Annotated in this window: 22 protein-coding genes and 1 riboswitch; of the genes, 12 read left to right on the plus strand and 10 right to left on the minus strand. The window is 57.5% G+C overall.

Annotated features, from left to right (window positions below; all coding sequences use genetic code 11):
• Positions 1–274: 274 nt before the first annotated feature.
• Positions 275–781, minus strand: a complete 507-nt coding sequence (locus J4859_RS13025) for a class I SAM-dependent methyltransferase (protein WP_212330382.1) — start codon at positions 779–781, stop codon at positions 275–277.
• Positions 782–1,200: 419 nt separating this feature from the next.
• On the opposite strand from J4859_RS13025, the gene J4859_RS13030 reads away from it, so the two are divergent.
• A complete protein-coding gene (locus J4859_RS13030) occupies positions 1,201–2,568 on the plus strand; it encodes a dicarboxylate/amino acid:cation symporter (protein WP_212330384.1) in 1,368 nt (455 codons plus the stop codon).
• A 175-nt stretch (positions 2,569–2,743) separates the two neighbouring features.
• Positions 2,744–3,019 (plus strand): hypothetical protein, encoded by a 276-nt coding sequence (locus J4859_RS13035; RefSeq protein ID WP_212330386.1) that lies wholly within the window; start codon positions 2,744–2,746, stop codon positions 3,017–3,019.
• Between the two features lie 451 nt (positions 3,020–3,470).
• Here the strand turns inward: J4859_RS13035 and J4859_RS13040 are convergent, their stop codons facing one another.
• Entirely contained in the window at positions 3,471–3,620 is a 150-nt protein-coding gene (locus J4859_RS13040) for a hypothetical protein (protein ID WP_212330388.1), read from the minus strand.
• Positions 3,621–4,121: 501 nt separating this feature from the next.
• Positions 4,122–4,262, minus strand: a complete 141-nt coding sequence (locus J4859_RS13045; RefSeq protein WP_212330390.1) for a hypothetical protein — start codon at positions 4,260–4,262, stop codon at positions 4,122–4,124.
• A gap of 612 nt (positions 4,263–4,874) precedes the next feature.
• Here J4859_RS13045 and J4859_RS13050 point away from each other — a divergent pair.
• Complete coding sequence (locus J4859_RS13050) at positions 4,875–5,171, plus strand: hypothetical protein (protein WP_212330392.1); 297 nt, start codon at positions 4,875–4,877, stop codon at positions 5,169–5,171.
• Between the two features lie 384 nt (positions 5,172–5,555).
• Here the strand turns inward: J4859_RS13050 and J4859_RS13055 are convergent, their stop codons facing one another.
• The 3 genes from J4859_RS13055 to tnpA form a co-directional block, all read right to left on the minus strand.
• Positions 5,556–6,095 (minus strand): transposase, encoded by a 540-nt coding sequence (locus tag J4859_RS13055; RefSeq protein ID WP_256436886.1) that lies wholly within the window; start codon positions 6,093–6,095, stop codon positions 5,556–5,558.
• Between the two features lie 111 nt (positions 6,096–6,206).
• On the minus strand, positions 6,207–6,452 hold the full coding sequence (locus tag J4859_RS13060) for a helix-turn-helix domain-containing protein (protein WP_212330396.1): 246 nt from the start codon (positions 6,450–6,452) through the stop codon (positions 6,207–6,209).
• A 2-nt stretch (positions 6,453–6,454) separates the two neighbouring features.
• A complete protein-coding gene (gene tnpA, locus J4859_RS13065; protein ID WP_212330398.1) occupies positions 6,455–6,847 on the minus strand; it encodes an IS200/IS605 family transposase in 393 nt (130 codons plus the stop codon).
• 137 nt (positions 6,848–6,984) lie between these two features.
• On the opposite strand from tnpA, the gene J4859_RS13070 reads away from it, so the two are divergent.
• Both J4859_RS13070 and J4859_RS13075 read left to right on the plus strand, forming a co-directional pair.
• Positions 6,985–7,134, plus strand: a complete 150-nt coding sequence (locus J4859_RS13070) for a hypothetical protein (RefSeq protein ID WP_212330400.1) — start codon at positions 6,985–6,987, stop codon at positions 7,132–7,134.
• Between the two features lie 45 nt (positions 7,135–7,179).
• A complete protein-coding gene (locus J4859_RS13075) occupies positions 7,180–7,392 on the plus strand; it encodes a hypothetical protein (RefSeq protein WP_212330402.1) in 213 nt (70 codons plus the stop codon).
• A gap of 27 nt (positions 7,393–7,419) precedes the next feature.
• Here the strand turns inward: J4859_RS13075 and J4859_RS13080 are convergent, their stop codons facing one another.
• Positions 7,420–8,943, minus strand: coding sequence for an aminotransferase class I/II-fold pyridoxal phosphate-dependent enzyme (locus tag J4859_RS13080; protein ID WP_305852668.1), 1,524 nt, complete (start codon positions 8,941–8,943; stop codon positions 7,420–7,422).
• Between the two features lie 307 nt (positions 8,944–9,250).
• Here J4859_RS13080 and J4859_RS13085 point away from each other — a divergent pair, with 307 nt between their 5' ends.
• From J4859_RS13085 to J4859_RS13095, 3 genes are all read left to right on the plus strand, one after another.
• Complete coding sequence (locus J4859_RS13085; protein WP_212330404.1) at positions 9,251–12,997, plus strand: phosphoribosylformylglycinamidine synthase; 3,747 nt, start codon at positions 9,251–9,253, stop codon at positions 12,995–12,997.
• Positions 12,998–13,120: 123 nt separating this feature from the next.
• Positions 13,121–13,714, plus strand: coding sequence for a hypothetical protein (locus J4859_RS13090; protein ID WP_212330406.1), 594 nt, complete (start codon positions 13,121–13,123; stop codon positions 13,712–13,714).
• Positions 13,715–13,812: 98 nt separating this feature from the next.
• Positions 13,813–15,177 (plus strand): PFL family protein, encoded by a 1,365-nt coding sequence (locus J4859_RS13095; RefSeq protein ID WP_212330408.1) that lies wholly within the window; start codon positions 13,813–13,815, stop codon positions 15,175–15,177.
• Positions 15,178–15,244: 67 nt separating this feature from the next.
• On the opposite strand, the gene J4859_RS13100 is transcribed toward J4859_RS13095, so the two are convergent.
• Together J4859_RS13100 and murB are read right to left on the minus strand one after the other, a co-directional pair.
• Positions 15,245–16,402, minus strand: a complete 1,158-nt coding sequence (locus J4859_RS13100) for a CHAP domain-containing protein (protein ID WP_212330410.1) — start codon at positions 16,400–16,402, stop codon at positions 15,245–15,247.
• 201 nt (positions 16,403–16,603) lie between these two features.
• Positions 16,604–17,518 carry a UDP-N-acetylmuramate dehydrogenase gene (gene murB / locus J4859_RS13105; protein WP_212330412.1) on the minus strand — a complete coding sequence of 305 codons (915 nt, stop codon included), beginning with the start codon at positions 17,516–17,518 and terminating at the stop codon, positions 16,604–16,606.
• Positions 17,519–17,751: 233 nt separating this feature from the next.
• Positions 17,752–17,893: riboswitch (FMN riboswitch) on the plus strand.
• A gap of 8 nt (positions 17,894–17,901) precedes the next feature.
• On the opposite strand from murB, the gene J4859_RS13110 reads away from it, so the two are divergent.
• The 4 genes from J4859_RS13110 (at position 17,902) to J4859_RS13125 (ending at position 22,826) form a co-directional block, all read left to right on the plus strand.
• Positions 17,902–18,483, plus strand: a complete 582-nt coding sequence (locus J4859_RS13110; RefSeq protein ID WP_212330414.1) for an ECF transporter S component — start codon at positions 17,902–17,904, stop codon at positions 18,481–18,483.
• 21 nt (positions 18,484–18,504) lie between these two features.
• Positions 18,505–20,274 (plus strand): ABC transporter ATP-binding protein, encoded by a 1,770-nt coding sequence (locus J4859_RS13115; protein ID WP_249113649.1) that lies wholly within the window; start codon positions 18,505–18,507, stop codon positions 20,272–20,274.
• A gap of 24 nt (positions 20,275–20,298) precedes the next feature.
• The gene (locus tag J4859_RS13120) at positions 20,299–21,096 is read left to right on the plus strand and encodes an energy-coupling factor transporter transmembrane protein EcfT (protein WP_212330416.1); all 798 of its coding nucleotides are present in this window, start codon (positions 20,299–20,301) and stop codon (positions 21,094–21,096) included.
• Positions 21,097–21,212: 116 nt separating this feature from the next.
• Positions 21,213–22,826: a peptide chain release factor 3 gene (locus J4859_RS13125; protein WP_212330418.1), complete on the plus strand. Its 1,614-nt coding sequence runs from the start codon at positions 21,213–21,215 to the stop codon at positions 22,824–22,826.
• A 109-nt stretch (positions 22,827–22,935) separates the two neighbouring features.
• On the opposite strand, the gene fetB is transcribed toward J4859_RS13125, so the two are convergent.
• Positions 22,936–23,742, minus strand: coding sequence for an iron export ABC transporter permease subunit FetB (gene fetB, locus J4859_RS13130; protein WP_212330420.1), 807 nt, complete (start codon positions 23,740–23,742; stop codon positions 22,936–22,938).
• Positions 23,743–23,759 lie beyond the last annotated feature (17 nt).

Genomic DNA, 23,759 nt, shown 5'->3' on the forward strand with positions numbered 1-23,759 from the left:
CTCTGTCCATTATATTGACAGGGCTCAGATCGATGCGAAGGAGGCCCTCAGGAAGCGCGTGAGGCTCTCCTTCGGGGCGAGCTACCTTCGGCTTTCGAGTCGGTGGCGGCCGATCTCAGGCGCGATAAGGCTGCACCTATCTCCTGGTGCGATCTCAAGTCCAAAGGCACAAAGATGCCGATCGTAGTCTTCTAGAAGGCCCTCCAGATGTGCGAGGAGGGCACGCAGCATGCGGCTTCACTGACCTCATCGAGCCGAATTGATCATCGTTTCCCTAGCGCTTGCCGGATCTTCTGCGAAACGCCAGAGGGCAAGCGCGATGATGGCCTCCAGGCGCTGCTGCGTCCACTAGCTTCTGCACAAGATGCAGGCGCGGCTCCCCTCCCGGTACATGATGCAGGAAGCCGAAACAGGCCACAAGATCTGCAGGCGCGAGCCTTTGCGGCAGCATGTCTCCCTCATTCAGAAGACCGTCCACGATATCGTGTACATAGCAGTGTGCCAAGATGTTCTGGGGAAGCCTTTCTTCATCTATGAGAGGACGGCAAGAGTCGATAGCCTCATATGCAATCCGGACATCTGGCAGTATCTGCGCCAGGAAGCGGCCGAAGCGCAGGTTTCCGGAGGCGATATCCGTGACACGGAGCTCGTGCCTGCCTTCCACAGCCAGAAGCTCTACAATCTTTTTCCAGCCTTCCCAGGAATTCTGGTGGGGCTTGGAAAACGATGCAGCCTCAGCAGCATAGAACTCTCCTGTCACAGCAGCCAGCCTCTTCGCCAAGGTGCGTTCTATAGTGCAATCTCCTCTCCTATCATCTTCTTCACACGATCATAGATCCTCGAGAGATTGCGCCAGATATCCTGTCTTACCTGCGCTTCTGCTGCTGATTTCTGCCCTGAAAAATGTTGCCAGTATATTTCCTACCAAATTGCTCGGAATTAATGCTTGCATTCTCTCTGCACAAGCGCTTTACTATCAAACACCAAGTGTTCGGGTAGGGATTAGAAGCTGGAAGGAGAAGACAGACATGGCAGGGATGCAGAATATGATGCGCTGTGCATGCATGCGCTGTGTCACGAAGGCAAGCCTGTCCGGAACCTGTACGCGATGTCAGGCGTGATATCTGACACTCATGTATGGCAATGCTTCGGGCAGGTCCATCAAGGACCTGCCTTCTTCTTGGAGCGAAAGGATAAATTATGGAATTCGATGCACTCTCGTTTACCGCACTTGCCGTGGCTGCTGGTCTCTTCGCCGTGCTTGCCTATCTGAAGCGAAAGCGCCATTGGGGCTTTGGCGCTCGTGTCCTTCTGGCGACGGCTTTTGGCATTGGCCTCGGTCTTGCCTTCGGCCAATCCTATACGTACTACGCCCTTGTCGGCACCATCTATGCAAACGTGATCTCCGCAATGGTCGTGCCGCTGCTCTTCTTCTCCATCATCGCGTCCATAACGAATTTGGCAGACCTCGTGCACATCAAGGCCATCGGCTGGAAGTCCGTCCTGTTCCTGCTCCTGAACACGCTGACGGCGACGCTTCTGACCCTTCTCATCGCGCTTCCGCTCCACATCGGCCAGGGTTTCTCGCTTGACGCCGTAAGCTATGAGGCAAAGACTGTGCCTTCCGTCACAGACACGATCGTCGGTCTCTTCCCGCAGAACCTCGCCACATCTTGGACGAACAACGCAGTTGTCCCTATCATCGTCTTTGCCCTGATCGTCGCTGCCGCCTATAACCGTCTCGTCCAGAAGCAGAAGGAGGCACTGTCTGAGAAGGCTGTCGATGTGAAACCCTTTAAGGCCTTCGTTGACGCCACGAACTCCATCCTCGGCAACGCCGTGAGCTGGATCGTCTCTTTCACGCCGTATGCCGTGGTCTCTCTCATCGGCCGCGCCGTGGGTCGCGCTGACATCACGCAGCTCCTGCCTCTCCTCGGTGTCCTCGTCGTTGCCTACGTAATCCTTGCCCTCCAGTTCTTCGGCGTCGAGAGCGCCTTTGTCGCCTTCATCGGCAAGCTCAGCCCTGCCCGTTTCTTCCGTGGCATCGCACCTGCTGCGGTGACTGCCTTCACGACCCAGAGCTCTGTCGGCACAATTCCCGTCACCATCTCCTCCCTTACGAAGAATCTCGGCGTGGATGAGGATGTTGCCTCCTTCACAGCAGGCCTTGGCGCGAACCTCGGCATGCCCGGCTGCGCTGGCATGTGGCCGACACTTGTCTCCCTCTTTGCCCTGAATGCCACCGGCACTGCCTTCACGCCCGGCCAGTATGTCCTCTTAGTCCTTCTCACCCTCGTCGTCTCCATCGGCACGGTCGGCGTCCCGGGCACGGCCACGATCACAGCAACAGCCCTTCTCGCAGCGCTCGGCCTCCCCGTCGAGACTATTGCCCTCGTTGCCCCTATCTCCTCCATCGTCGATATGGGCCGTACCGCTACGAACGTCGTGGGTGCTGCAGAGGCATCGCTTCTCGTTGCTCGCACCGAAGGCCTCGTCGACGAAGAGGTCTACAACGGAGGCGAAGCCTACAGCCTTCCTTCAAGCAAGAAGGCAGAAGCTACAGCATAAGGTCCAGCGACTTGGATCTTATCTCCTCTCCAGAAGTCGCACAGAGGCATCTGCCCCTGTGTGACTCTTTCCATTAGAATCTTTTCCATCTGGAAGTCTTCTCAAGGAGATTGCAATAGAGAACATAGTTGCCGCCTGCATTGTCTGCATCATCGTCGGTGCTTTGATCCTGGGCATGGCAGCGTGGCAGATGAAGACCGGGTCAGTACGTCTGCTCCACGGCTACCATACGGTCAATGTGCCTGAAGAGGTATGTCCCGTACTTGCCCGCGAGTCCGGGCACCCGCTTGCTGCCGAAGGCATCCCTGTCATGTTTCTGGGACCTGCTCTCATGCTGCTTGTACCTCTTGCAGATATCTTGGACTTTGCCCTCACCGCGGTCCTGCTTGCATCCGTAGCCCTTGCCTGCCGCTCGATCGTGAAATACAGCGGCTCACTCTTCGGGAGATAGACCATCCGCGTTCAGGATAGAAGCATATCTCCTCCATCTCTTGGCTCCCCTTGCCCCTCTATAAGGGTGCGTGCTTGAACTTCGCCTTGGTGTGGCAGACTCGAGGTCACACTCCCTTATGGCTGCGGCGAGGTGCCTGCTGCTGGAGCAGATCCTGCACTTGGCCAGTGCCCCCTTGTGCTCTGGGTGCTGTGGTACCCGGTACTTCTTTCCTCGACGGCGCCGACGAGAGGTCCCTGTGCTTCTCAGGTCCGGGTGTGCCGCGCAAGCCTGCAGTAGGTCGACCTCAGGGCGACGAGCAGCTTACATAGAGCTGATAAGCAGATAGAGTCCGGCACTTTCCGCTGTCGCGGCTACCTCAGTGCGACTATCAGCACAGCCGTCCTTAAAATGTCGAGCTCCATCTTTAAGGTGCTTGTTCTTCCTTATAAGATTGAGGGTACACTCCTGCTTAGGTGTGTGGTTGTTTGAGGCATGGGTCGAGTTGGCGATGTCGTTGTTGGCGCCTATCTCTGGGCAGGCTCTTGTTATTGTCGTTAAACTCAGCGATCTGGCGCTTGAACTCTCCTGAGAACTTCCTGGAGTGCTTGAGGTCCGCCATTGCGGCCCCCTTCCCAAGCGCCTCAGTCTCTCATGGGATTGTCCCTTTCACTGTAGCCACTCCATGTCGTTTTCGAGTTCCTTTTTGTTCTTCGGCCCTGGCTTAGGTGAGCTTTCCTGATCTTTTCGTATTTGGTGATCCACTCATCTAAGGTCTTGTCATAGACCTCAAGCTTTTTGGTGCACGCCCTGATGCTTCTCTTTAGGTCTGCCTGCCTGGCCTTGTCGCAGCACTGGTAGCCTTTAAGTGCTACTCATCTATATACTGCCTGGGAAGCTTCGACTTCGACTTTGCCTTCTTCTGCCTTACTTGCACTCACTGACATCTCATGGCTTAAAGCTACAGGTGGTGTTGGGTGAGCATCTGGGCAAAGGATACTTGTCACCAGTTGCTGGTGTCCTCCTATCCACCAAAAGCTTACAGCTCAATCCTTGCCACCCGGGACTCGGGTCTCCTGGTTGAGGTAGGTACTCTTCGCGATCGAGAAGCGTTCCACACACCTCAGTGAGCCTCACCGCCGCACTCACCTGCCTCGCTGCCTGGACCTGCCCTGGACTTCTCCGGGCTCGTTAAAAAGCCAGGGTCTGCTGCTTTTAGGGTATCCAGTACCGCCAATGCCTCTACGAGCTTGACTTCGCTCATCTAGGCTCTCTCGGCCAAATCGTCGGACAGCTTACGGCGAAGGCGCGCCATGTGGTGTGCACGGGGTACCTATCGGTATCTGATGCGGTCTGCCTGCCGTCTTGGACATGCGCTGTCACGGCGAGCATATCATGTCAGCCGTACCCATAGTTGGGACTGCCCTGTCCGTGGGTACAGTACATGCGCGAGAGCCTGTCGGGTATCTTTGCTGCCGTGTACAGGCCCGCCTTCTCCATGGGCAGCCAACCGCACAGAACGCTTGTGCTGGGCAAGCAGGCGCAGTGTGCGACAGACCTCCCCAGTCAACAGGCCGCTTTCGTAAAACTCCCAGAGCAATTCCCTTGCGCTCTTCTTTGGTATATATCCCGGACTCCGATTCCAAACCAGCTGGTCCGACTTTTTGTCCGGGGTCCCAAACGCACTAGTTCTGACATCGAGGCTGGTACAGACCTTCTAACTCTGTACCCCTCATCCCTTCGCCGTCTCTGCATCTTCTGCCTTCTCTGCCCCATTCAGCCAGATGAACTGCATCCGAGCGCTACTAGTGCCCTATTGAGTAAGGTATGGCTAACATATAGTCAACGTCAATCCATATTGTCCAAGAGGCAGCTCATGCTCTTCGAGATGCTGGGAAATCCGAAAAGTCCTGTCCTCTTCTTCCATGCTATGGACATCACAGGCAAATGCAGTGAGGCTGTCACACATCATCTGGAAGACGACTACTTCTGCATCCTGCCGACAGCCACAGCCTATTGCCCAGGCCAGCGCTATGAAAGCAATACAGACGAAGTGGAACAGGTCGAGCGCTTTCTTACAGGCAAGGGTATAGCGCATCTCGAACTTGTCGTGGCATCCTCGCTCGGCACAGACCTGGCGGTCACTTCCTGGCACATGGCAAGGCATCCATGAGCCATGTGTTCTTCGATAGCGGACAGTTCACACAGATCGGACGCAACACACGCCACCTCATGTGCTCCTTCCTCTATCTTGCGTTGACGCTCCCCACGGCTAAAGGCCGGGGGGATTCTCGCTTCTTGGCAGATAGCCTCACCTCCGCTTGCGCGGCGATCGGTCTTACGCCTGCTCCACGAGCGTTCGGGGCGTCTGCGCGTCCCCCGTTCTCGCAGGCCCTGCGGTACCGTCTCCCTCCTTCAGGAGCCTCGCTCCCTCCCGCGCGATGTTCAGAGCCGCGGCCAGCGCGCGGTCGTGGTGCGCCCCGCACGCAGGACAGGTCTTGCTTGACGGGTAGAGTCTGCCGACCTTCACGAAGGCCCGCCTGTACCAGGAGCACTTCTACTCCAACTGGCGGATCATTTCCGACATGGAGGCGTCCGCGACGGACTTGGTCAGCCGGCAGTTTTGCTCCATACCCTTGACGTCCAGGTCTTCGACGGCGATGGCTTGGCTCTCGCGCAGCGCCGCTGTCGTGGCCTTGTGCGGGGCGTCCTTTCTCTGGTTGGCTATCCTTTCGTGTATGCGGGCGACCTTCATGCGCTGTCTGGCGTACTTTCTGGAGTCTCTCTTCTTCCTCGAGAGCCTCCTTTGCTCCCGCGTGAGCCTCTTTTCGGACTTGGTAAGGCTCCTGGGGTTGGCGACGGCCGCCCCGTCCGAGCGGGCCATGAGGTAGTAGGTTCCCGCGTCCACGCCCAGAGCGTTGATGGGCCCTTCGGGAATGTCGGGCCTTGGGCAATCGGTGCAGCAGATGGTGACGAAATACTTATACGTCGGCGTACGCTTGACGGTAGCAGAGAGCACCCTGCCCTCAAGCGGCCTTGAGATGCGGGCTCTCACCATTCCTAGCTTGGGAAGCTTCACATGAGCGTTGTCCGCTATCTCTACATTGTTGGTCCGCTAGCTCTGCCGGGCGCAGGATTTGGCCTTGAACCTGGGGAAGCCGGTCTTTTTGGGATTGTGGAAGAAGTTCTTGTACGCCTTGTCGAGGTCTCAGGGCGCCTGCTGCAATGCCAGGGCGTCGGCTTGTCTGAGCCAGGGGGGGGCTTCTGTCCTCTTCCAAAGCGGGATCTGCGTGATAGAGAAGTTGATCAAGTGCATCTTGCTATTCTGGGCGTATTCGTCTTTGCGCAGAGTAAGAACCCTGTTGTAGACCCAGCGGCAGCAGCCGAAAGTCTTTGCAAGCTGGACCTTCTGAGCTTGGCTGGGATATATCCGGTACTCGAACGCCTTTTCCATTGCTACACGCTCTTCTGGTTCTCGAGGTACTGCTTGACGATGGGAAGCGGTGCGCCGCCCACGGTGGAGACGAAGTAGCTATTGGTCCACAGCGCAGGGATGCAGGTTTTGAGCCAGGAGAACTCCTGTCTCAGGTCGTGGCTCGTCCTTCCCTTGATGCGCTTTACGGCCTTGTGTATCCCGAGCTGGGGATCCACCTCCAAAAGCATGTGGGCGTGGTCCGGCATGGCCTTTATCTCGATGATCTCGAAGGAGAGCTCGTCTGCAACTTGGCCGGCTATCTGCCTGAAGCGCACCTCCATTCCGTCCACCAGCACCTTGCGCCTGTACTTGGGGCAGAAGACCGCGTGGTACTTGCAGCTGTAGACGACATTATTGTTGCTCTTGTATTCCATGCGGACATTATGCCACCTGCAGGTAGTTAGCGCCTTGCGGCGATGCGCCTTATATCCCCATGGCTAAAGGCAGGGGTTTTACGGCGCTTTTGATAAAGAACCTCTATTGATCACAGGGAGGCCCGCTCAAGCACATCATGCGGTGCGACAATGATGCTATCAGGCCCTACTTCACAGAGACAAGAGAAGCCCTCCCTTACCGAAATATGTGCCGCATGATGGGAGGCTCCCTCGAGGACAAGCCCTTCCCGCAGCTTCCGGAAGAGCTCCATCACCACACGTTCTGAGAATTCAATAGCAAGAAGGGCCACTTCAAGTGCAGAGATGCTATCATGCAGGCCTGGCCGGAAGGGCACTTCCCAGTCTTCGAGGGCTACAACCATATGCAGTATCAGATCGGAGACCCCAAAGGCTTTGCAGCGATGCTTCGTTCCATCATGGGCAACAACGAGATGCCCGAGCTGCCCCAGCTTGTCTGCCCCAACGGAGAACACGGGAGATGGCAGAGGAGCGCCACGCCCCTCTTCGGAGCGCAGCGCATCTGAATGTCTCTGCAGAATCTGCCGGTCTGCTTACTGGTGGTAGTAGCTCAGGAAGCTGGTGATCTTCCCCATAGCCTCGCGCAGCGTCTCGATGCGGGGCAGGTAGACGATACGGAAGTACCCTGGCGTCTCCCAGTTGAAGCCCTTGCCGTGGACGATCAGCACCTTCTTCTGGCGCAGCAGGTCGAGCGCAAACTTCTCGTCGTCCGTGATATGGAACTTCTTCGGATCGAGCTTCGGGAAGATGTAGAAGGCAGCATCCGGTTTCACAGCTTCGACACCGTCGATGTTGTTCAAGGCATCGTAGACGAAGTTCCTCTGCTCATACACACGGCCACCCGGCACGATGTAGTCGTTCACAGACTGATGTCCGCCAAGGGCCGTCTGGACGATGGACTGGGCCGGCACATTGGAGCACAGGCGCATGTTGGAGAGCATGTTGATGCCCTGCATGAAGTCGCGTGCGCAGTCCTTATTGCCTGACATCGTCATCCATCCGATGCGGTAGCCGGCGATCATGTGGGATTTCGAGAGGCCGGAGTACGTTACGCAGAAGAGATCCGGCGCCAGGCTTGCGATGGAGATGTGCTTCTTGCCATCCATAACGAGGCGGTCATAGATCTCATCGGAGAGGATCATGAGCTGGTGCTCACGGGCGACCTCGACGATGTCCTCCAAGACCTCCTTCGGGTAAAGCACGCCGGTCGGGTTGTTAGGGTTGATGATGACGATGGCCTTGGTGCGCGGAGTGATCTTCTTCTTGATATCCTCAAGGTCCGGATACCAGTGTGCCTGCTCATCGCACAGGTAGTGCACCACGTGACCACCGGCGAGCGTTGCACAGGCGGTCCACAGCGGGTAGTCCGGGCTCGGGATCAGAATCTCATCCCCGTCATCGAGCAGTGCCTGCATCGTCAGGTTGATGAGTTCAGAGACGCCGTTGCCGGTGTAGATGTCGTTCATATCGACATTCGGCAGGCCCTTCAGCTGATCATACTGCATGATGGCCTTGCGGGCGCTGAAGAGGCCACGGCTAGCAGAGTAGCCCTCGCACTCGGTGAGCTGACGGCGCATATCGTAGACGACCTCATCCGGGGCTCTGAAACCAAACGGAGCCGGGTTGCCGATGTTGAGTTTCAGCACGTGTGTACCCTCATCTTCCATCCGGTTAGCTTCATCGACGACCGGACCGCGGACGTCGTACAGCACGTTGTCGAGCTTGTGGGACTTTCTGAATTCTCGTGTTGACATACTTGTCTGCTCCTGCGTAACAGGTTCTGCAGTGGCTGTATTCATGGTCTTGGATTCCTTTCCGGTGAGCCAATCAGGTGTGACTGAAAGTGTCTGTGCTAAAAAGTTGAGTGTCTCTTTTCTCGGAAATGATTTGCCTGACACGTATTGGCTGAGCTTGCTCTTCCCTAACTTGACGCCTGTGCGCTGTGCAGCCCGGACGACGTCGACCTGTTTAAGCCCGTTGCGCGTCAGTGCATCCTGCAGACGCTGTGCAAAGTGCTCATAGGGGACCGCTTCCTGGGTCTGTACCTCCTGTGCCATGAAATCCCTCCTTGAGAGTTCAATTTCGTATCCGATAAAGTTCAATTCTTTTGTCGTGAGTTCAATACTAGGATATTTCACCCTGAATAGGTTCAATTTGAGCAAAAAAGTTCAGACGTATTGTTTCTCCACATTTTATGGGTATCCGTTCTATTGGGCAGGATCAGTACAGGCTTTCCCGCCCATAGGCCCCAAAAGAGAACTTTTAGACAATATTGGCAACACCCTGCCTATCGGATGTATCCGATCTGAATAGTTTGTTTAAAATGAGGTTGTGTGCCGAAATACCACTCGGAAGGTAGGGCGTATGGTTCAGCGTATCTACGTAGAGAAGAAGGACGGCTTTAACGGAGAGGCAAAGGCACTCTCCCATGAATTACGACATATGTTGTCCATTAAGGGCCTCACCGGTCTGCGTATCATCAACCGCTACGATGTGGAAGGCATCTCCAAAGAGCTCTTCGATGCCTGTACACCCGTGGTCTTCAGCGAGCCTGAAGTCGACAACGTGACGCTGGAAGAGATGCCCACCTATCCCGATGGCGCAATCGTCTTCGCCGTTGAGTCACTTCCCGGCCAGTTCGATCAGCGCGCAGACTCTGCAAGCCAGTGCATCCAGCTGATCAGCCAGAAGGACCGGCCGCTGGTGCGTTTCGCAAGGGTCTACATCCTCGAGGGCAACCTCTCCGACAAGGACCTCGCTGCAATCAAAAACTACGTAATTAACCCGGTTGAAGCCCGCGAGACTTCCCTCGATAAGAAGAGGACGCTCAAGACCACCTACCCCACTCCGAAGCCGGTGGAGCACCTGGAGGGCTTCCTTGATCGTACGCAGGAGCAGCTGCAGCAGTTTATCGACGATCGCGGCTTAGCGATGGATCTGGCTGATATCACCTTCTGCCAGCAGTACTTCGCAAAAGAGGGCAGAGTCCCGACTATCACTGAGGTCAAGATGATCGATACCTATTGGTCAGACCACTGCCGCCACACAACTTTCAACACCAATCTGGATTCCGTCACGATCGACGACGATATGGTTCAGGAGGCGTACGACAAGTACCTTACAATGCGCAAAGAGCTTAAGCGCAAGAAGAAGCCGGTCAGTCTAATGGATATGGGTACCCTCGGCGCCAAGTATCTGAAGGCAAAAGGCATCCTCACCGCACAGGATGAGTCCGAGGAGATCAACGCCTGCACCGTGAAGTGCACCGTGGATGTCGACGGCCACGACGAGGACTGGCTCTTCCTCTTCAAGAATGAGACGCACAACCACCCAACCGAGATCGAGCCCTTCGGCGGTGCCGCCACCTGTATCGGCGGCGCAATCCGCGACCCGCTTTCCGGCAGAAGCTACGTCTACCAGGCGATGCGCGTCACCGGCGCGGGAGACCCAACCGAGAGCGTCTCGAAGACCCTCCAGGGCAAGCTGCCCCAGCGCAAGATCTGCCGCAGCGCTGCTCAGGGCTACTCCAGCTATGGCAACCAGATCGGCCTGGCAACCGGACAGGTGAGCGAGCTCTACCACCCGGGCTATGTTGCCAAGCGTATGGAGATCGGTGCCGTCGTAGGCGCAACCCCTCGTGACCACGTCAGACGTGAGACGCCTGAACCGGGTGATAAGATCATCCTGCTCGGCGGCAGAACCGGCCGTGACGGTATCGGCGGCGCCACCGGCTCCTCCAAGGCACACAACAAAGAGTCCCTGTCACAGGATGGGGCTGAGGTACAGAAAGGCAACGCTCCGGTCGAACGTAAACTTCAGCGCCTCTTCCGCAGAAAGGATGCCTGCCGCCTCATCAAGCGCTGCAACGACTTCGGCGCCGGCGGCGTCTCGGTGGCAATCGGCGAACTCGCCGACGGACTTTATATCGACCTCGATCGCGTTCCCAAGAAATATGAGGGTCTTGACGGCACCGAGCTTGCGATCTCCGAATCTCAGGAGCGTATGGCCGTCGCCCTCGCACCGGAGGATGTAGACAAATTCCTGAACATCGCACACGAAGAGAACCTGGAGGCCACCGTCGTCGCTCGTGTGACGAAAGAGCCGCGCATGAAGATGGTGTGGCGCGGCGACACAGTCGTCGATATCTCCCGTGAGTTCCTGAACTCCAACGGCGCCCCGAAGTACCAGACGGTCCACGTTGAGAAGCAGAAGCCCTATCACCGCGAGTGGTCTGGCTCCGACCTGCACGAGAAGATGCTCTCACTCGTGAGCGACCTCAACGTCGCCTCTAACAAGGGTCTAGCTGAGCACTTTGACTCCACGATCGGTGCAAGCAGCGTGCTGATGCCCTTCGGTGGAAAGACCCAGTTGACCCCGGCACAGGCGATGGTGGCAAAGCTCCCGGTCAAGGGTGAGACCGCGACCTGCTCAGGCATGGCCTGGGGATTCAACCCCTATCTGATGGAGCAAGACCAGTTTCGCGGCGCCTACCTCTCCGTAGTGGAATCCATCTCCAAGCTGGTCGCCACCGGCTTTGACCACAAACAGATGTACCTCACCTTCCAGGAGTACTTCGAGCGCCTGCGCAAGGACCCTGCCCGCTGGGGCAAACCCACGGCAGCCCTCTTGGGCACACTGATGGCACAGGTCGATCTGGGTATCGCCTCGATCGGCGGCAAGGACTCCATGTCCGGCTCCTTCGAGAACCTCGACGTGCCACCTACGCTTGTCTCCTTCGCAGTGGGCCTCGGTACAACCGACTCGATCGTGAGCCCTGAGTTCAAGCAGGCCAGCGACCGCGTCTGCGCGGTAGTCCCCTCTTATAACTCCGACGGGATTGTCCCCGATGCCACCGCGCTCAAAGAGGCCTACGACTACGTCCACCGTCTGATCGCCGATAAGGCAATCCGCGCAATCGCCACACCGGGCTACGGCGGGGCCGCTGAGGTGCTCTTCAAGATGTGCGTCGGCAACAAGCTCGGCATCGCTGTCGAAGATGTCTTCACGCAGGAGAGCCTCTTCACCCCGGTCTACGGCTCCTTCATCGTCGAGCTCAACGACGACTACGAAGTACCGGAGGCACCCGAAGGCGTCACCGTAGCGCTGCTCGGTACCGTGACCAGTGACTATACGTTCAAGGCTTGCAATGAGACCCTTGATCTCGCTGAGCTGCAGGAAGCCTGGGAGGAGCCGCTCGAGGGCGTCTACCCCTACCGTGGCACCGTCGCAGGCCCCAAACTCGAGACCGTAAGCTATACGACTGATAAGCACGCGACCTATCGCCTGCAGGCTACCGGCAAGGACTTCGGAAAACCTCGTGTCATTATCCCGGTCTTCCCAGGCACCAACTGCGAGTTCGACTCTGAGCGTGCCTGGAGACGTGCGGGTGCCATCCCCTACTCCCTCGTAATCAAAAACCTCGAGCCTGAAGAGGTCACCGAGTCCGTCAATGCCCTCGTAGAGGCGATCAATGCGAGCCAGATTCTGATGATCCCGGGCGGCTTCTCCGGTGGCGACGAGCCTGAGGGCTCTGCAAAGCTTATCTGTGCCTTCTTCAGGAACCCTGCGATCACCGAGGCGGTGCGTGACCTGCTCCAGAAACGTGACGGCCTGATCCTCGGTATCTGCAACGGCTTCCAGGCTCTGATCAAACTGGGTCTCGTCCCCTACGGTGACATCGTGGATGCCACGAGCGCGAGCCCGACGCTGACCTTCAACCCTATCGGTCGCCACCAGTCCAAGATCGTGACCACCCGCGTCGCCTCAAACAAGTCGGTCTGGTTCAGCAAGTGCAAGGTCGGTGACCTTCACCGCGTCGCAATCAGCCACGGTGAGGGCAGATTCGTAGCCTCCGACGAGGTGCTGAAGCAGCTGAAGGACACCGGTCAGATCGCAACCCAGTACGTCGACGATGAGGGCAGCCCCTCCTACGACCTGAAGTACAACCCGAACGGCTCCTACCTGGCAATCGAAGGCATCACGAGTCCCGACGGCCGTATCCTAGGCAAGATGGGACACACCGAGCGTGTGAGCAAGGGGTGCTACCAGAATATCCCTGGCGACACCTTCCAGCCGCTCCTTGAAGGCGGCGTCTCCTACTTCCAGCTGTAGGCGCACCTGTAACTGTGAGGCCCCACCCGTTTGAGGCGCTCAGGACCTCTTTTTGTATCCCCAATCGCTTTTTGCTATGCTCTAGCTTTGTTTGCTGCAATACCGCATACGGTAAGGACAACGATGGCAACTCCGCTTCAGATAACTCTGCTTTTGGTCTTTATCCTGGTCCTGCTCGATATATTCATGAGGAACCGGGTCTCACGCAAGCTCTCCCACCTGCTGCAGACGCAGGATTACGAGGGGGTGCTGGAATACACCACCCACTTCGCTGCGCGCTTCTTCACGCATCCCTTCCCGCTAGCCATGGTGAGACTCGACGCCTATGTCGCGCTCGACCGCAACAAGGAGGCGATCGAGCTGATCCGCCAGATCCAGACCAGCAAACACCTCGGTAAACGGCAGCGCGATATCGCAAACCAGCGCGCCTTTGAGCTCTACCTGGACACCGGAGCCTACAAGCGCGCCGGCAAGATGCTCGACGCAATCGAGGCGAGCGACGCGAAGCAGACCGCCCAGCACGACCGTATGATGTACAACATTATCGCTCGCAAGAGCTCTGAGTACCTGGAGCGGATGCTCAAGGAGCTGCCGAAAGCGAAGGGTATGGAGCGCGCGGAGCTTCTGTCCCTCATCTCGCTACAGTACCAAAACCGGGGCAACAAGGCCAAAGCCAAGCACTACACCGAAGAGCTCGAGAAGATGAGACAGGTGTAGGAACCAAAAAGGTTTCAAGTGTGTATTGAGCAGACACTGCTCACGACTCGTGCCCCTATACTTTACGGCACAGCAGACATCGACAGAAAAGTGAAGCTATGGACATAACCCCCAATGAGGTCAATGAGACTTTGTCAATGGTGGCAGAGCAAAACCTCGATCTGAGGACCATCACGATGGGGATCTCGCTCTTCCCCTGCGCTGACGAGGACATGAAGCGCATGTGCACCAAGGTCTATGACCGCATCACCACCCAGGCAGAACACCTGGTGGAAACCGCGGAGGACCTCGAGCGCGAGTACGGCATCCCCATCGCCAACAAGCGCATCTCGGTCACTCCGATCGCAATGATCGCCTCCGCCTGCCCGGATAAGGACCTATCCCCGCTCGCCCAGGCGATGGACAAGGCCGCGCAGACCCTAGGCATCGACTTTATGGGCGGCTTCTCCGCCTTGGTGCAGAAAGGCATGGGCGACGCGGACAAGCATCTCATCGCTTCCATCCCCAAGGCCCTCTCCACCACTGAGCGGGTCTGCTCCTCACTCAATATCGCCTCCACTCGTGCCGGCATCAACATGGATGCAGCGCTCCTGGCGGCCAACACGATTATCGAGTGTGCCAGGGCGACCCAAGATAGCGACTGCTACGGCGCCGCGAAGTTCGTCACCTTCTGCAACATGGTCGAGGATTCTCCGTTCATGGCGGGAGCGGTGCACGGCACCGGTGAGGCGGATGCGGTGATCAACGTCGGCGTCTCCGGCCCAGGCGTTATGGCTGCCGCACTTGAGCAGCTGCCCAAGGATGCGGATCTCATGACCGTCGCCGAGACGACCAAGCGCACCGCCTTCAAGATCACCCGCGCCGGCGAGCTGATAAGCCGGAAGGCTTCAAAGCGGCTCGGCGTACAGAAGGGCATTGTGGACCTCTCGCTCGCCCCAACCCCAGCAGCCGGCGACTCAGTAGCCAAGATCTTGGAGATCATCGGCGTCGACACCTGCGGTGGCCCCGGCACCACCTGCGCTCTGGCGCTCTTAAACGACTGCGTCAAAAAGGGCGGGGTCATGGCGTCAAGCTCGGTGGGCGGCCTCTCCGGCGCCTTCATCCCGGTCTCCGAGGACGCAGGCATGATCGAAGCTGCAGAGAAAGGCGCGCTCTCCATCGAGAAGCTCGAGGCGATGACCTCAGTGTGTTCCGTCGGTCTCGATATGATCGCGATCCCGGGTGACACCTCGCCTGAGACCATCTGCGGCATCATCGCCGACGAGATGGCGATCGGCGTGATCAACACCAAGACGACTGCCGTACGCCTCATCCCCGCAATTGGTAAGAAGGAAGGCGATGTGCTTCAGTTCGGCGGGCTCTTCGGCTCCGCTCCGGTCATGCCGGTCAACAAGTATGCAGGTTCGATCTTCGCCCACCGTGGCGGACGCTTCCCCGCTCCCCTCAATTCGCTTAAGAACTAGCCGCCGCAGCTATAGAGACGGCAGGCGCGCCTGCTGTTCAAACAATCATTGTGTGAAAGCAGCTGACTTAGGAGAGCGTAACGCCGCCCATCCAGCCCCAGCGCGGGGTCACGATGTGGCTCATTGCGTTGATCCAGTCGTCGAGATTAACGTGACGGATCGTGTTGTAGTTGTCCATCACGGTGTTGTTACCCACATAGATGCCCACGTGACCGTAGATACGGCCTGCCGCGTCTCCATCGCAGGAAGACACCGCGATGATCATACCCGGCTGTAGGCCACCCCTGTTGGAGCTGCCGCACCAGCGCGCGTACATGTCGTTCGCGTTGCCGCCGTAGCGACCGACGCCTGCGTTGACAAAGACATTGGTCACCCAGGTCGCGCAGTAGCCGACGCCTGCAAACGGGGTAGAGTTGCACGAATTGAGGACATCTGCCAAAGAGCCTGAGCCGGTCACAACATTAGCTGCGGCGCCTGCCACCGGCGTTCCTCCCTGTGAGCGGGCCTGTGCCTGCGCCTGCGCCTCCGCTTTCAGGCGCGCCTCTTCTGCCTGGTTGTACGCCATCAGATCGGAATCCTGCTGTTTGAGCAGATCCTGTACGCTTGAATTGGCCTGGCCGAGCAACTGAGAGACCTCATCGCGCTTTGCGCTCATCTGGTTCATCTGATCGAGCTGCTGGCTGTTGAGCTCATCGAGCTGAGACTTCTCTTCGATCAGATGGGCCCGCTGCTGATCCAAGGCCTCTTTGGCAGCTTTGGTCTCCGCAATGATTTGGCTGTCCTGAGCCGAGATCTTATCCATGTAGTACACGTTCTGGAACAGGTCTTCAAAGCTCTCAGAATTCAATATGACAGACAGGAAATTATCTTTTCCCGCTTTATAATCGGAAGACATGCGTTTTGACAGAATTCCGCGCTTCTCGTCCAGCTCCGCCTGCTTCTGATCGACCGCTTCCTGCGTCGCATCGATCTGACGCTGTACATCCTCGATCTGATCGAGCGTCTGGGACTGCTGTCGTGCCATGTCCTCATAGTCGGATTGGATCTGGTTCAGCTGATTCTGAATATCGTTGTACTGCGCCTGCGCATCAGCCAACTGCTTCTGCGTATCAGCAAGCTTACCGGCAGCATCATTGGCGGCATTGGTCGCATCCGTCACATCGTCTGCCAAAGCGGGTATCGGGTGGTGCAGGATGGCAGCCAAACCCAACATACCTGTAAACAATTTAAGGGCACTTCGGCGCGTCAGCGAGGATTGATGCTTCCTTTCCTGATTCTCTGATTCCGGCAATGCTCTGTTCACTCCTCACGGATCATTTCTGCGAATAGGACTAGTTCAATCTAATTACTATAAAGCCACATCGGATGTAACAGAAGCATATCCACAGAAACACCCAGACCCTTAAAATCAGACTCAGGTATCAAATTAGCCTAAAAAGCGCACTTCAGGCTCCAAGTGGACCCCAAATTGGCGCTGCACCTCATCCTGCACATGTTCGATGACCGCATGGATATCTTTAGCGGTCGCCCCGCCGAGATTAACTACAAATCCGGCATGTTTCTCGCTGACGCAGGCATTTCCCACGCGGTATCCCTTGAGCCCCGCATCGGTAATCAGCTTGCCGGCGAAATACCCTTTCGGGCGCTTGAAGGTGGAGCCGGCGCTCGGATACTCGAGCGGCTGTTTCTCCCGACGACGCTGAGCCAGGCCATTCATCGTAGCCTGGATCTGCTCCTTGTCCCCCGGCTTCAGGCTGTAGGTCACCTCCAGCACGATCAGGCCTACACGACGTACGAGGCTTTGGCGGTAGCCAAACTCCAGCTCAGCGTTCCTATAGGTGGCGAGCTTACCTTCGGGGTTGAGTGCCCAAATCGAAGAGACCACATCCGCTGTCTCCCCGCCGTAAGCGCCGGCGTTCATAAAGACCGCACCCCCGACAGAGCCCGGGATACCGGAAGCGAACTCCAGCCCGGTGAGGCTATCGTCGCGGGCGAAGGCGGCAACCTTCTTTAAAGTCACCCCTGCCCCACAGATCACCTGGGTACCGTGCAGCTCCAGTTTGTTGAGTCGCACTAAGGAGACGATCACCCCGCGGTATCCCGCATCGCTCACCAAGAGGTCAGAGCCGCGCCCCAACACAAAGTAGGGCTCGTCCAGCTCTTTACAGAGATCCAACACCTGTGCGATTTCCTGCGCGTTCCCCGGTGTCACAAAGACATCGGCAGGGCCACCGATACGGAAGGTCGTGTGCTCGACCATCGGCTCATCAGTCACGACATTGGTATCCCCTACAAGAGTGCGGAGCCGACATACCAACCCACTGTGTTCTGCTGTGCTCATAGGACATCCCCTTCTATATCCGGTGCACCCGGGTCTGCTCGTTGTTTGAGCTCATAGTAGAATACCAGAGCTCTCTTTGGATTTGATCCCTCAAGATCGCACCGCTTGCGCACAGCGCGGCGCCTGTGCTTCAAAAGTATCATCATGTAATCTGATTTATTACAGCTCTGTGAATATGTCTCGCCTTGCTACCGCAGCCTTGGTATTGGACACAGAACATGCTAGAGTGCAGCTGTAGGTTTCAGGGCGAGGTGCAATTCCTCACTGGTGGTAAGAAGACACATCGAGGCCTTTAAGTCCGCGCGCCGCAGAGGGGCGGCTGATTTGGTGAAAATCCAAAACCAACGGTTAGAGTCCGGATGAAAGAAACGGAGGAAGCCACTATGGCTCAACCTACTTCTCAACATGATATCCACTCAACGACCGCGCAGGGAAACTGGAGCACCCGCCGCATCGCAATCACGGCGCTCTTCTGCGCCCTCGCTGCGGTCTGCACCCTCTTTATCGAGGTCCCGCTGCTTCCGGCAGTCCCCTGGCTGCACTATGACCCCTCCGGCATCATCTGCTTGATCGCGGGCTTTGCCTTCGGCCCTGCCACCGGCGTCGCGGTCTCCATCATTTCCTACCTCCCCCATATTGCAACGACATCCGGCTTCTGGGGGATGCTGATGGCGATCATCGCAACGCTGTCACTCGTGTGGCCCGCAAGCCTCATCTATCAGCATGACACCACCCGCCGTGGCTCCAGTATCGGTATGATCGTCGGCTCTATCGTCTCTATCATCTGCTGCATCCTGGCGAACATCGTCGTGACCCCGATCTACGCCGGTATGGATATGAGCGCTGTCGTCAATATGATCGTCCCGTTCCTTTTGCCTTTCAACGCTCTCAAGGTCGCTATCAACTGCGTGGTCACTGCTCTTATCTACAAGCCGGTCTCCAAGGCACTGGTCGACAACGAGTAACTGGGCATTGAGAAATTCCCTATGACAGAGCATGCACTGGCAGCGAAACTTGACCATGTGACGCTGACCTTCGATAAGATACGGGCCTTAGATGACTTGTCGCTCGAAATCCCCGAGGGCCAGCGCCTCTGCATTCTCGGGGCTAACGGCTCCGGCAAGTCAACCTTAGCCTCAGTCCTCTGTGGGCTGTTAGCTCCCGACGAGGGAACCGTTGAGCTCATCGGCTACAAGGTACTCGACGATCGAGGTGTTGACTTCGAGGCCTACCGCAAGGCGCGCCGTGACCTCGGGCTTGTCTTTCAGAACCCGGGCGATCAGATCGTCACGACCGTCGTCGCCGACGAAGTCGCCTTCGGACCGGAGAACTTAGGGCTCCCCTCTGAGGAGATCGAAAAACGGGTTAGAGAAGAGCTGCATCGTGTCGCAATGGAACCCTATGCCCAGGCTGACCCGACGAGGCTCTCCGGTGGCCAGCAGCAGCGTGTGGCAATCGCCTCGGCGCTGGCGATGCATCCCAAGCTGCTGGTATTCGACGAGCCGGGAGCCTTGTTGGACGTCCGTGGTCGCCGCTCCATCATGAAAGTGATGGATCAGTTGCACGATGAGGGCATCACCTTAGTCCACATCACCCACTTTATGGAGGAAGCCCTCGCAGCAGACCGTGTGATCGTCCTCTCCCACGGCTCCATCATCCTCGATGGGACACCGGAAGAGGTCTTCTCCCACACCGACCAGATCCGCTCCGTAGGGCTTACAGAGCCCTTTGCCGCACGCTTGTCGGCCCAGCTCACTGACTCCGGTATCGCCTGGACCGCCTCTGAATCTGAACTGATCCACGCACTGACGCAGCGAATACAACCGGCTTCTCCGGAGGCCTTCTACTTCGAAGCGCCTATGACTCCTACGAAAGTCAAAACCTCCGATGCGCCACAGATTACGGTGGATGACGTCTCCTACCGCTACTTCGATACCTCCTCGCGCAGACACCCAGCCCTTCAGGATCTCAACCTCACCTTTGACAAAGGATCGACGACCGCCATCATCGGGCAGACCGGCTCGGGCAAGTCAACGCTGGCACGTCTGTTATGTGCACTCGAGGTCCCCGATAGCGGGACCATCACTGTCGAAGGCATCCGCACCGATGAAAAGGGACAGCGTCGGGAACTGCATGGCCACATCGGGTATGTGATGCAGCACCCCGAGCGGCAGCTCTTCGCCCAGACGGTTGCCGAAGACGTCGCTTACGGTCCGCACAACATGGGCCTTTCCGAAGAGGAAGTCAACAAGAGGGTCTCTCAGGCTCTTGAGACCGTCGGAATGCAGGATAAGGCTCAATACTCACCCTTTGAATTATCCGGGGGTCAGAAGCGCTTGTGTGCCCTTGCAGGAGTACTTGCGATGAATCCACCTATCCTCGTACTCGATGAGCCGACGGCAGGGCTCGACCCTGCAGGCAGAGCGGAGCTTACCTTAGCGCTCAAGCGGGCCTGCGAGGAAGGCGTGACCCTGATTGAGATCACCCACTCGATGGAAGACGCAGCCCGCTTCGAACAGGTCGTCGTACTCAACGAGTCACGCGTGATCGCCCAGGGAAGCCCACGGGAGATCTTCACTCCCAAGCATCAGGCGCTGCTGCACAACTGCGGCCTGGGATTGCCCCATGCCTTGCGCTTTGCGCTTGCCTTAGGCGAAACTCTGAAAAAGCAGGATATCCTCCCGGTGGATACTTCCCTCGATACGTTTCTCGGCGCCCCACTCACGCTCGAGGCGCTTGTGACAGCTTTGCACTAGATCCTCGGAAAGGAGATGAGAGAGATGGCGCTGCGTATTTCGATCGGCCAGTACTATCCGGCTACCTCTCACCTCCACAGGATGGATCCCCGCGCAAAGATCGGCGTCGCCCTCGTCTGGATGATCACCGTCTTTTTTATCCACACCCCGTTGCAGTTGATCTATGGCTTAGCCTGCGCCTTTATGATCGTACGAATCAGCCACATCCCACCGCATAAAGTGATGCAGTCAATCAAACCGCTCGTGGTGATCCTGTGCGCCCTCTCTATCTTCAACCTTTTCTTTGTGCAGGGTGGCACCCCGCTCATCCAGTGGGGCATCCTGCGCATCACGAACCTCGGGGTCTGGGACGCCATCTGCTACCCGCTGCGCTTCTCGATCGCAATCCTGATGGGGGCCCTGCTGCTTCTCACTACCACTCCAACCCAGCTCACCGATGCCTTCGACGCACTGCTCTCCCCACTTTCCTCTATCGGGCTTCCGGGGCATGAGTTGGCGATGGTGTTCTCACTGATGCTGCGGTTTATCCCGACAATCGCCGACGAAGCCTCCGCAATCGTCGACGCGCAGACCGCACGTGGCGGTGGTTGGGACTCCAACTCCCCCACCAAACGCCTTCAGGCGATCGGCCCGGTCACGATCGCGCTGCTCGCAAGCTGTGTGCGTCACGCCCACAACGTGGGGCGCGCCCTCGACGCCCGCTCCTATGAGGGAGGAGCTGGGCGCAGCCACTGGCACCCCCTTAAGATGCATGCAGGCGATTGGGGCGCTCTCGCTGCCAGCACTGCCTACGTCGCAGTCCTCTTACTGCTCGGTTTCTAGCGCTTTTTTGCATCCCGTGCACCTGTTTCACAACGCCAAGCAACCCCGCTACAATAGATAAGTTCATACAACTAAGAGCAGGGATACTCCCCCATCTATACACGCAAAGGAATTCCATGTCATATCTGTCGGATCAGATTTCCCGGCGTCGTACTTTCGCAATCATCTCGCATCCGGATGCCGGAAAGACGACCCTGACCGAAAAACTCTTGCTCTATACCGGCTCAATTCAAACTGCGGGCTCCGTTAAAGGGAAGAGCTCTGCCAAGCATGCCGTGTCAGACTGGATGGATATCGAGAAGGAGCGCGGCATCTCCGTCACCTCCTCGGTCCTGCAGTTCACCTACCAGGGCAAGTGCATCAATATTCTGGACACCCCGGGCCACCAGGACTTCTCCGAGGACACATACAGAACGCTTATGGCGGCGGACTCGGCAGTCATGGTGATCGACGGCGCCCGCGGCGTTGAGGCACAGACCATCAAGCTCTTCAAGGTCTGCACGCTCAGGCACATCCCGATCTTCACCTTCGTCAACAAGCTCGACCACGATATCCGTGACCCCTTCGAGCTGATGGAGGAGATCGAGAACGTATTAGGGATCGCGACGTATCCGGTAACGTGGCCGATCGGGAGCGGCAAGGGCTTCAAGGGCGTCTACGACCGCAATTCCCACCACGTCCTGCTCTTTGAGAGGACTGAGACCGCCAATGCCACCAAGAAGGTCAGAGAGGTAGAGGTTGAGCTCGGTGACCCCAAGCTCGGCGAGATTATCGGCCATGAGGAGCACGAGAAGCTGCAGGAGGATATCGAGCTTCTGGACGGCGCGGGCAACGACTTCGACTTCGAGTCCTTCCGTACCGGCGAGGTCACCCCGGTCTTCTTTGGCTCCGCCCTCACCAACTTCGGCGTCGAACCCTTCCTGCAGGATTTCCTGCGTCTGGCCCCGGAGCCCCTCTTCTACACCGACACCCTCACCAAAAAGCCGGTCAATCCGGTCAGGAACCCCTTCAGTGGCTTCGTCTTCAAGATCCAAGCCAATATGGACCCCCACCACCGGGACCGCATCGCGTTTCTGCGCGTATGCTCCGGTAAGTTTGAGCGCGGTATGAGCGCCTACCACGTGCAGGGCGACAAGTATATGAAGCTTGCCACCGGCACCTCGATGATGGCAGACGACCGCGCAATCGTAGATGAGGCGTATGCCGGGGATATCGTAGGGCTCTTTGACCCGGGCATCTTCTCGATCGGCGACACGATCTGCGCTGGCAAGACCCCGGTCAAATACCCACCGATTCCGACCTTTGCCCCCGAGCACTTTGCCCGCATCACGCAGGTGGATACCTTAAAGCGCAAGCAGTTCGTCAAGGGTATGTCCGAGCTCTCACAGGAAGGCGCTATCCAGATCTTTCACGAGGAGGGCTGCGGCTTGGAGTCCGTGATCGTCGGTGCTGTCGGCGTCCTGCAGTTCGACGTCCTCGAACACAGGTTACAGAGTGAGTACCATGTCGAAGTGCGCCGCTCACCCCTCCCCTACACCCTGATCCGCTGGATCCAGAACAGCCCCGAGAAGCTCGATACCAAGACCTTGAACCTCACCCGTGACACCGCCCGTGTCCTGGATATGCAGGGCAAGCATCTGCTGCTCTTCACGAGTGAGTGGAACCTCAACTGGGCGGTCGAGAACAACCCGAAGCTCAAGCTCTCCGAGTTCGGCAACATCACCTCCTGATAGAACAGTAAGTACCACACCGATCAACTAAACCAGGCGTCCCTGAGGCTCTGAGACGCCTGGCTTCATCGTGAACGTATATCGTTGAGCGATATCGTTTCAGCCCATATCAGCTCTGTTTTGCCCGCATGCCAGGATCCAGGTAGTAGCCTGACTCAGAGAAGCGCTTGCGGTAGGTCAAGAAGCATGCCATCACAATCGCCAGCGTTGTCGCCGCTGACATCATGAGCAGCACCACGATCTGGTACTTAGCCGCAGTCACCGGATCGGCGCCAGCCAGGATCTGCCCGCTCATCATGCCCGGGATCTGTACGATACCCGCCGCGGACATCCCCGCGATCGTCGGCATAATACCTGCGCCCACAGCGGAGCGAATAGAGGGCATCGCGGCCTCCTGCGGAGTCGCCCCCAACGCCACAAGCGCAAAAATCTCGTCGGAGCGTGAGTCCAGGTCCGCGAACAATCTGCTGGTCGCAAGGGCGACTGCGGAGAGCGTGTTCCCCATTGCCATCCCCGTAATCGGGATCAGCTGCCGGGCGCTGTACCAGGGTGTCGCGTGGATGATGCCTTCGACAACGATCAAAGCGATAACGACTGAGGAGAGGGTGATGGAGGCATACACGTCGATCCACAACCCATCGAGGTGCAGCTTGATACGGTCACAGGCGATGCGCGCGGCAAAGAGGCTCATGCAGAACATCACCAATAGAACGAGCCACCAACTCTGGTACTGGAAGATGTAGATGAGGATGAAGCCCATCGCGAGCAGCTGCAAAAAGACCCGCACTGTCGCGATCGCAATGCTCTTTTCCTGACCTAGCTTCATCCGCCAGGAGACATAGGCGGCCACGAGCATGAAACCCGCCGCCAAAATAAGCTCCAAATATCCAATATCGATCACGCCTGCTTGCTGCATAGCACAGATCCTCTCAC

This window comes from Atopobium sp. oral taxon 416, assembly GCF_018128285.1.
GTDB lineage: Bacteria > Actinomycetota > Coriobacteriia > Coriobacteriales > Atopobiaceae > Olsenella_L.

Coding starts and splice junctions, on each gene's coding strand:
- J4859_RS13030 (WP_212330384.1), top strand. CDS start 1,201: ATGGAATTCGATGCACTCTCGTTTACCGCACTTGCCGTGGCTGCTGGT.
- J4859_RS13035 (WP_212330386.1), top strand. CDS start 2,744: ATGGCAGCGTGGCAGATGAAGACCGGGTCAGTACGTCTGCTCCACGGC.
- J4859_RS13040 (WP_212330388.1), bottom strand. CDS start 3,620: ATGGCGGACCTCAAGCACTCCAGGAAGTTCTCAGGAGAGTTCAAGCGC.
- J4859_RS13045 (WP_212330390.1), bottom strand. CDS start 4,262: ATGAGCGAAGTCAAGCTCGTAGAGGCATTGGCGGTACTGGATACCCTA.
- J4859_RS13050 (WP_212330392.1), top strand. CDS start 4,875: ATGCTCTTCGAGATGCTGGGAAATCCGAAAAGTCCTGTCCTCTTCTTC.
- J4859_RS13060 (WP_212330396.1), bottom strand. CDS start 6,452: ATGGAAAAGGCGTTCGAGTACCGGATATATCCCAGCCAAGCTCAGAAG.
- tnpA (WP_212330398.1), bottom strand. CDS start 6,847: ATGGAATACAAGAGCAACAATAATGTCGTCTACAGCTGCAAGTACCAC.
- J4859_RS13070 (WP_212330400.1), top strand. CDS start 6,985: ATGCGGTGCGACAATGATGCTATCAGGCCCTACTTCACAGAGACAAGA.
- J4859_RS13075 (WP_212330402.1), top strand. CDS start 7,180: ATGCAGGCCTGGCCGGAAGGGCACTTCCCAGTCTTCGAGGGCTACAAC.
- J4859_RS13080 (WP_305852668.1), bottom strand. CDS start 8,943: ATGGCACAGGAGGTACAGACCCAGGAAGCGGTCCCCTATGAGCACTTT.
- J4859_RS13085 (WP_212330404.1), top strand. CDS start 9,251: ATGGTTCAGCGTATCTACGTAGAGAAGAAGGACGGCTTTAACGGAGAG.
- J4859_RS13090 (WP_212330406.1), top strand. CDS start 13,121: ATGGCAACTCCGCTTCAGATAACTCTGCTTTTGGTCTTTATCCTGGTC.
- J4859_RS13095 (WP_212330408.1), top strand. CDS start 13,813: ATGGACATAACCCCCAATGAGGTCAATGAGACTTTGTCAATGGTGGCA.
- murB (WP_212330412.1), bottom strand. CDS start 17,518: ATGAGCACAGCAGAACACAGTGGGTTGGTATGTCGGCTCCGCACTCTT.
- J4859_RS13110 (WP_212330414.1), top strand. CDS start 17,902: ATGGCTCAACCTACTTCTCAACATGATATCCACTCAACGACCGCGCAG.
- J4859_RS13115 (WP_249113649.1), top strand. CDS start 18,505: ATGACAGAGCATGCACTGGCAGCGAAACTTGACCATGTGACGCTGACC.
- J4859_RS13120 (WP_212330416.1), top strand. CDS start 20,299: ATGGCGCTGCGTATTTCGATCGGCCAGTACTATCCGGCTACCTCTCAC.
- J4859_RS13125 (WP_212330418.1), top strand. CDS start 21,213: ATGTCATATCTGTCGGATCAGATTTCCCGGCGTCGTACTTTCGCAATC.
- fetB (WP_212330420.1), bottom strand. CDS start 23,742: ATGCAGCAAGCAGGCGTGATCGATATTGGATATTTGGAGCTTATTTTG.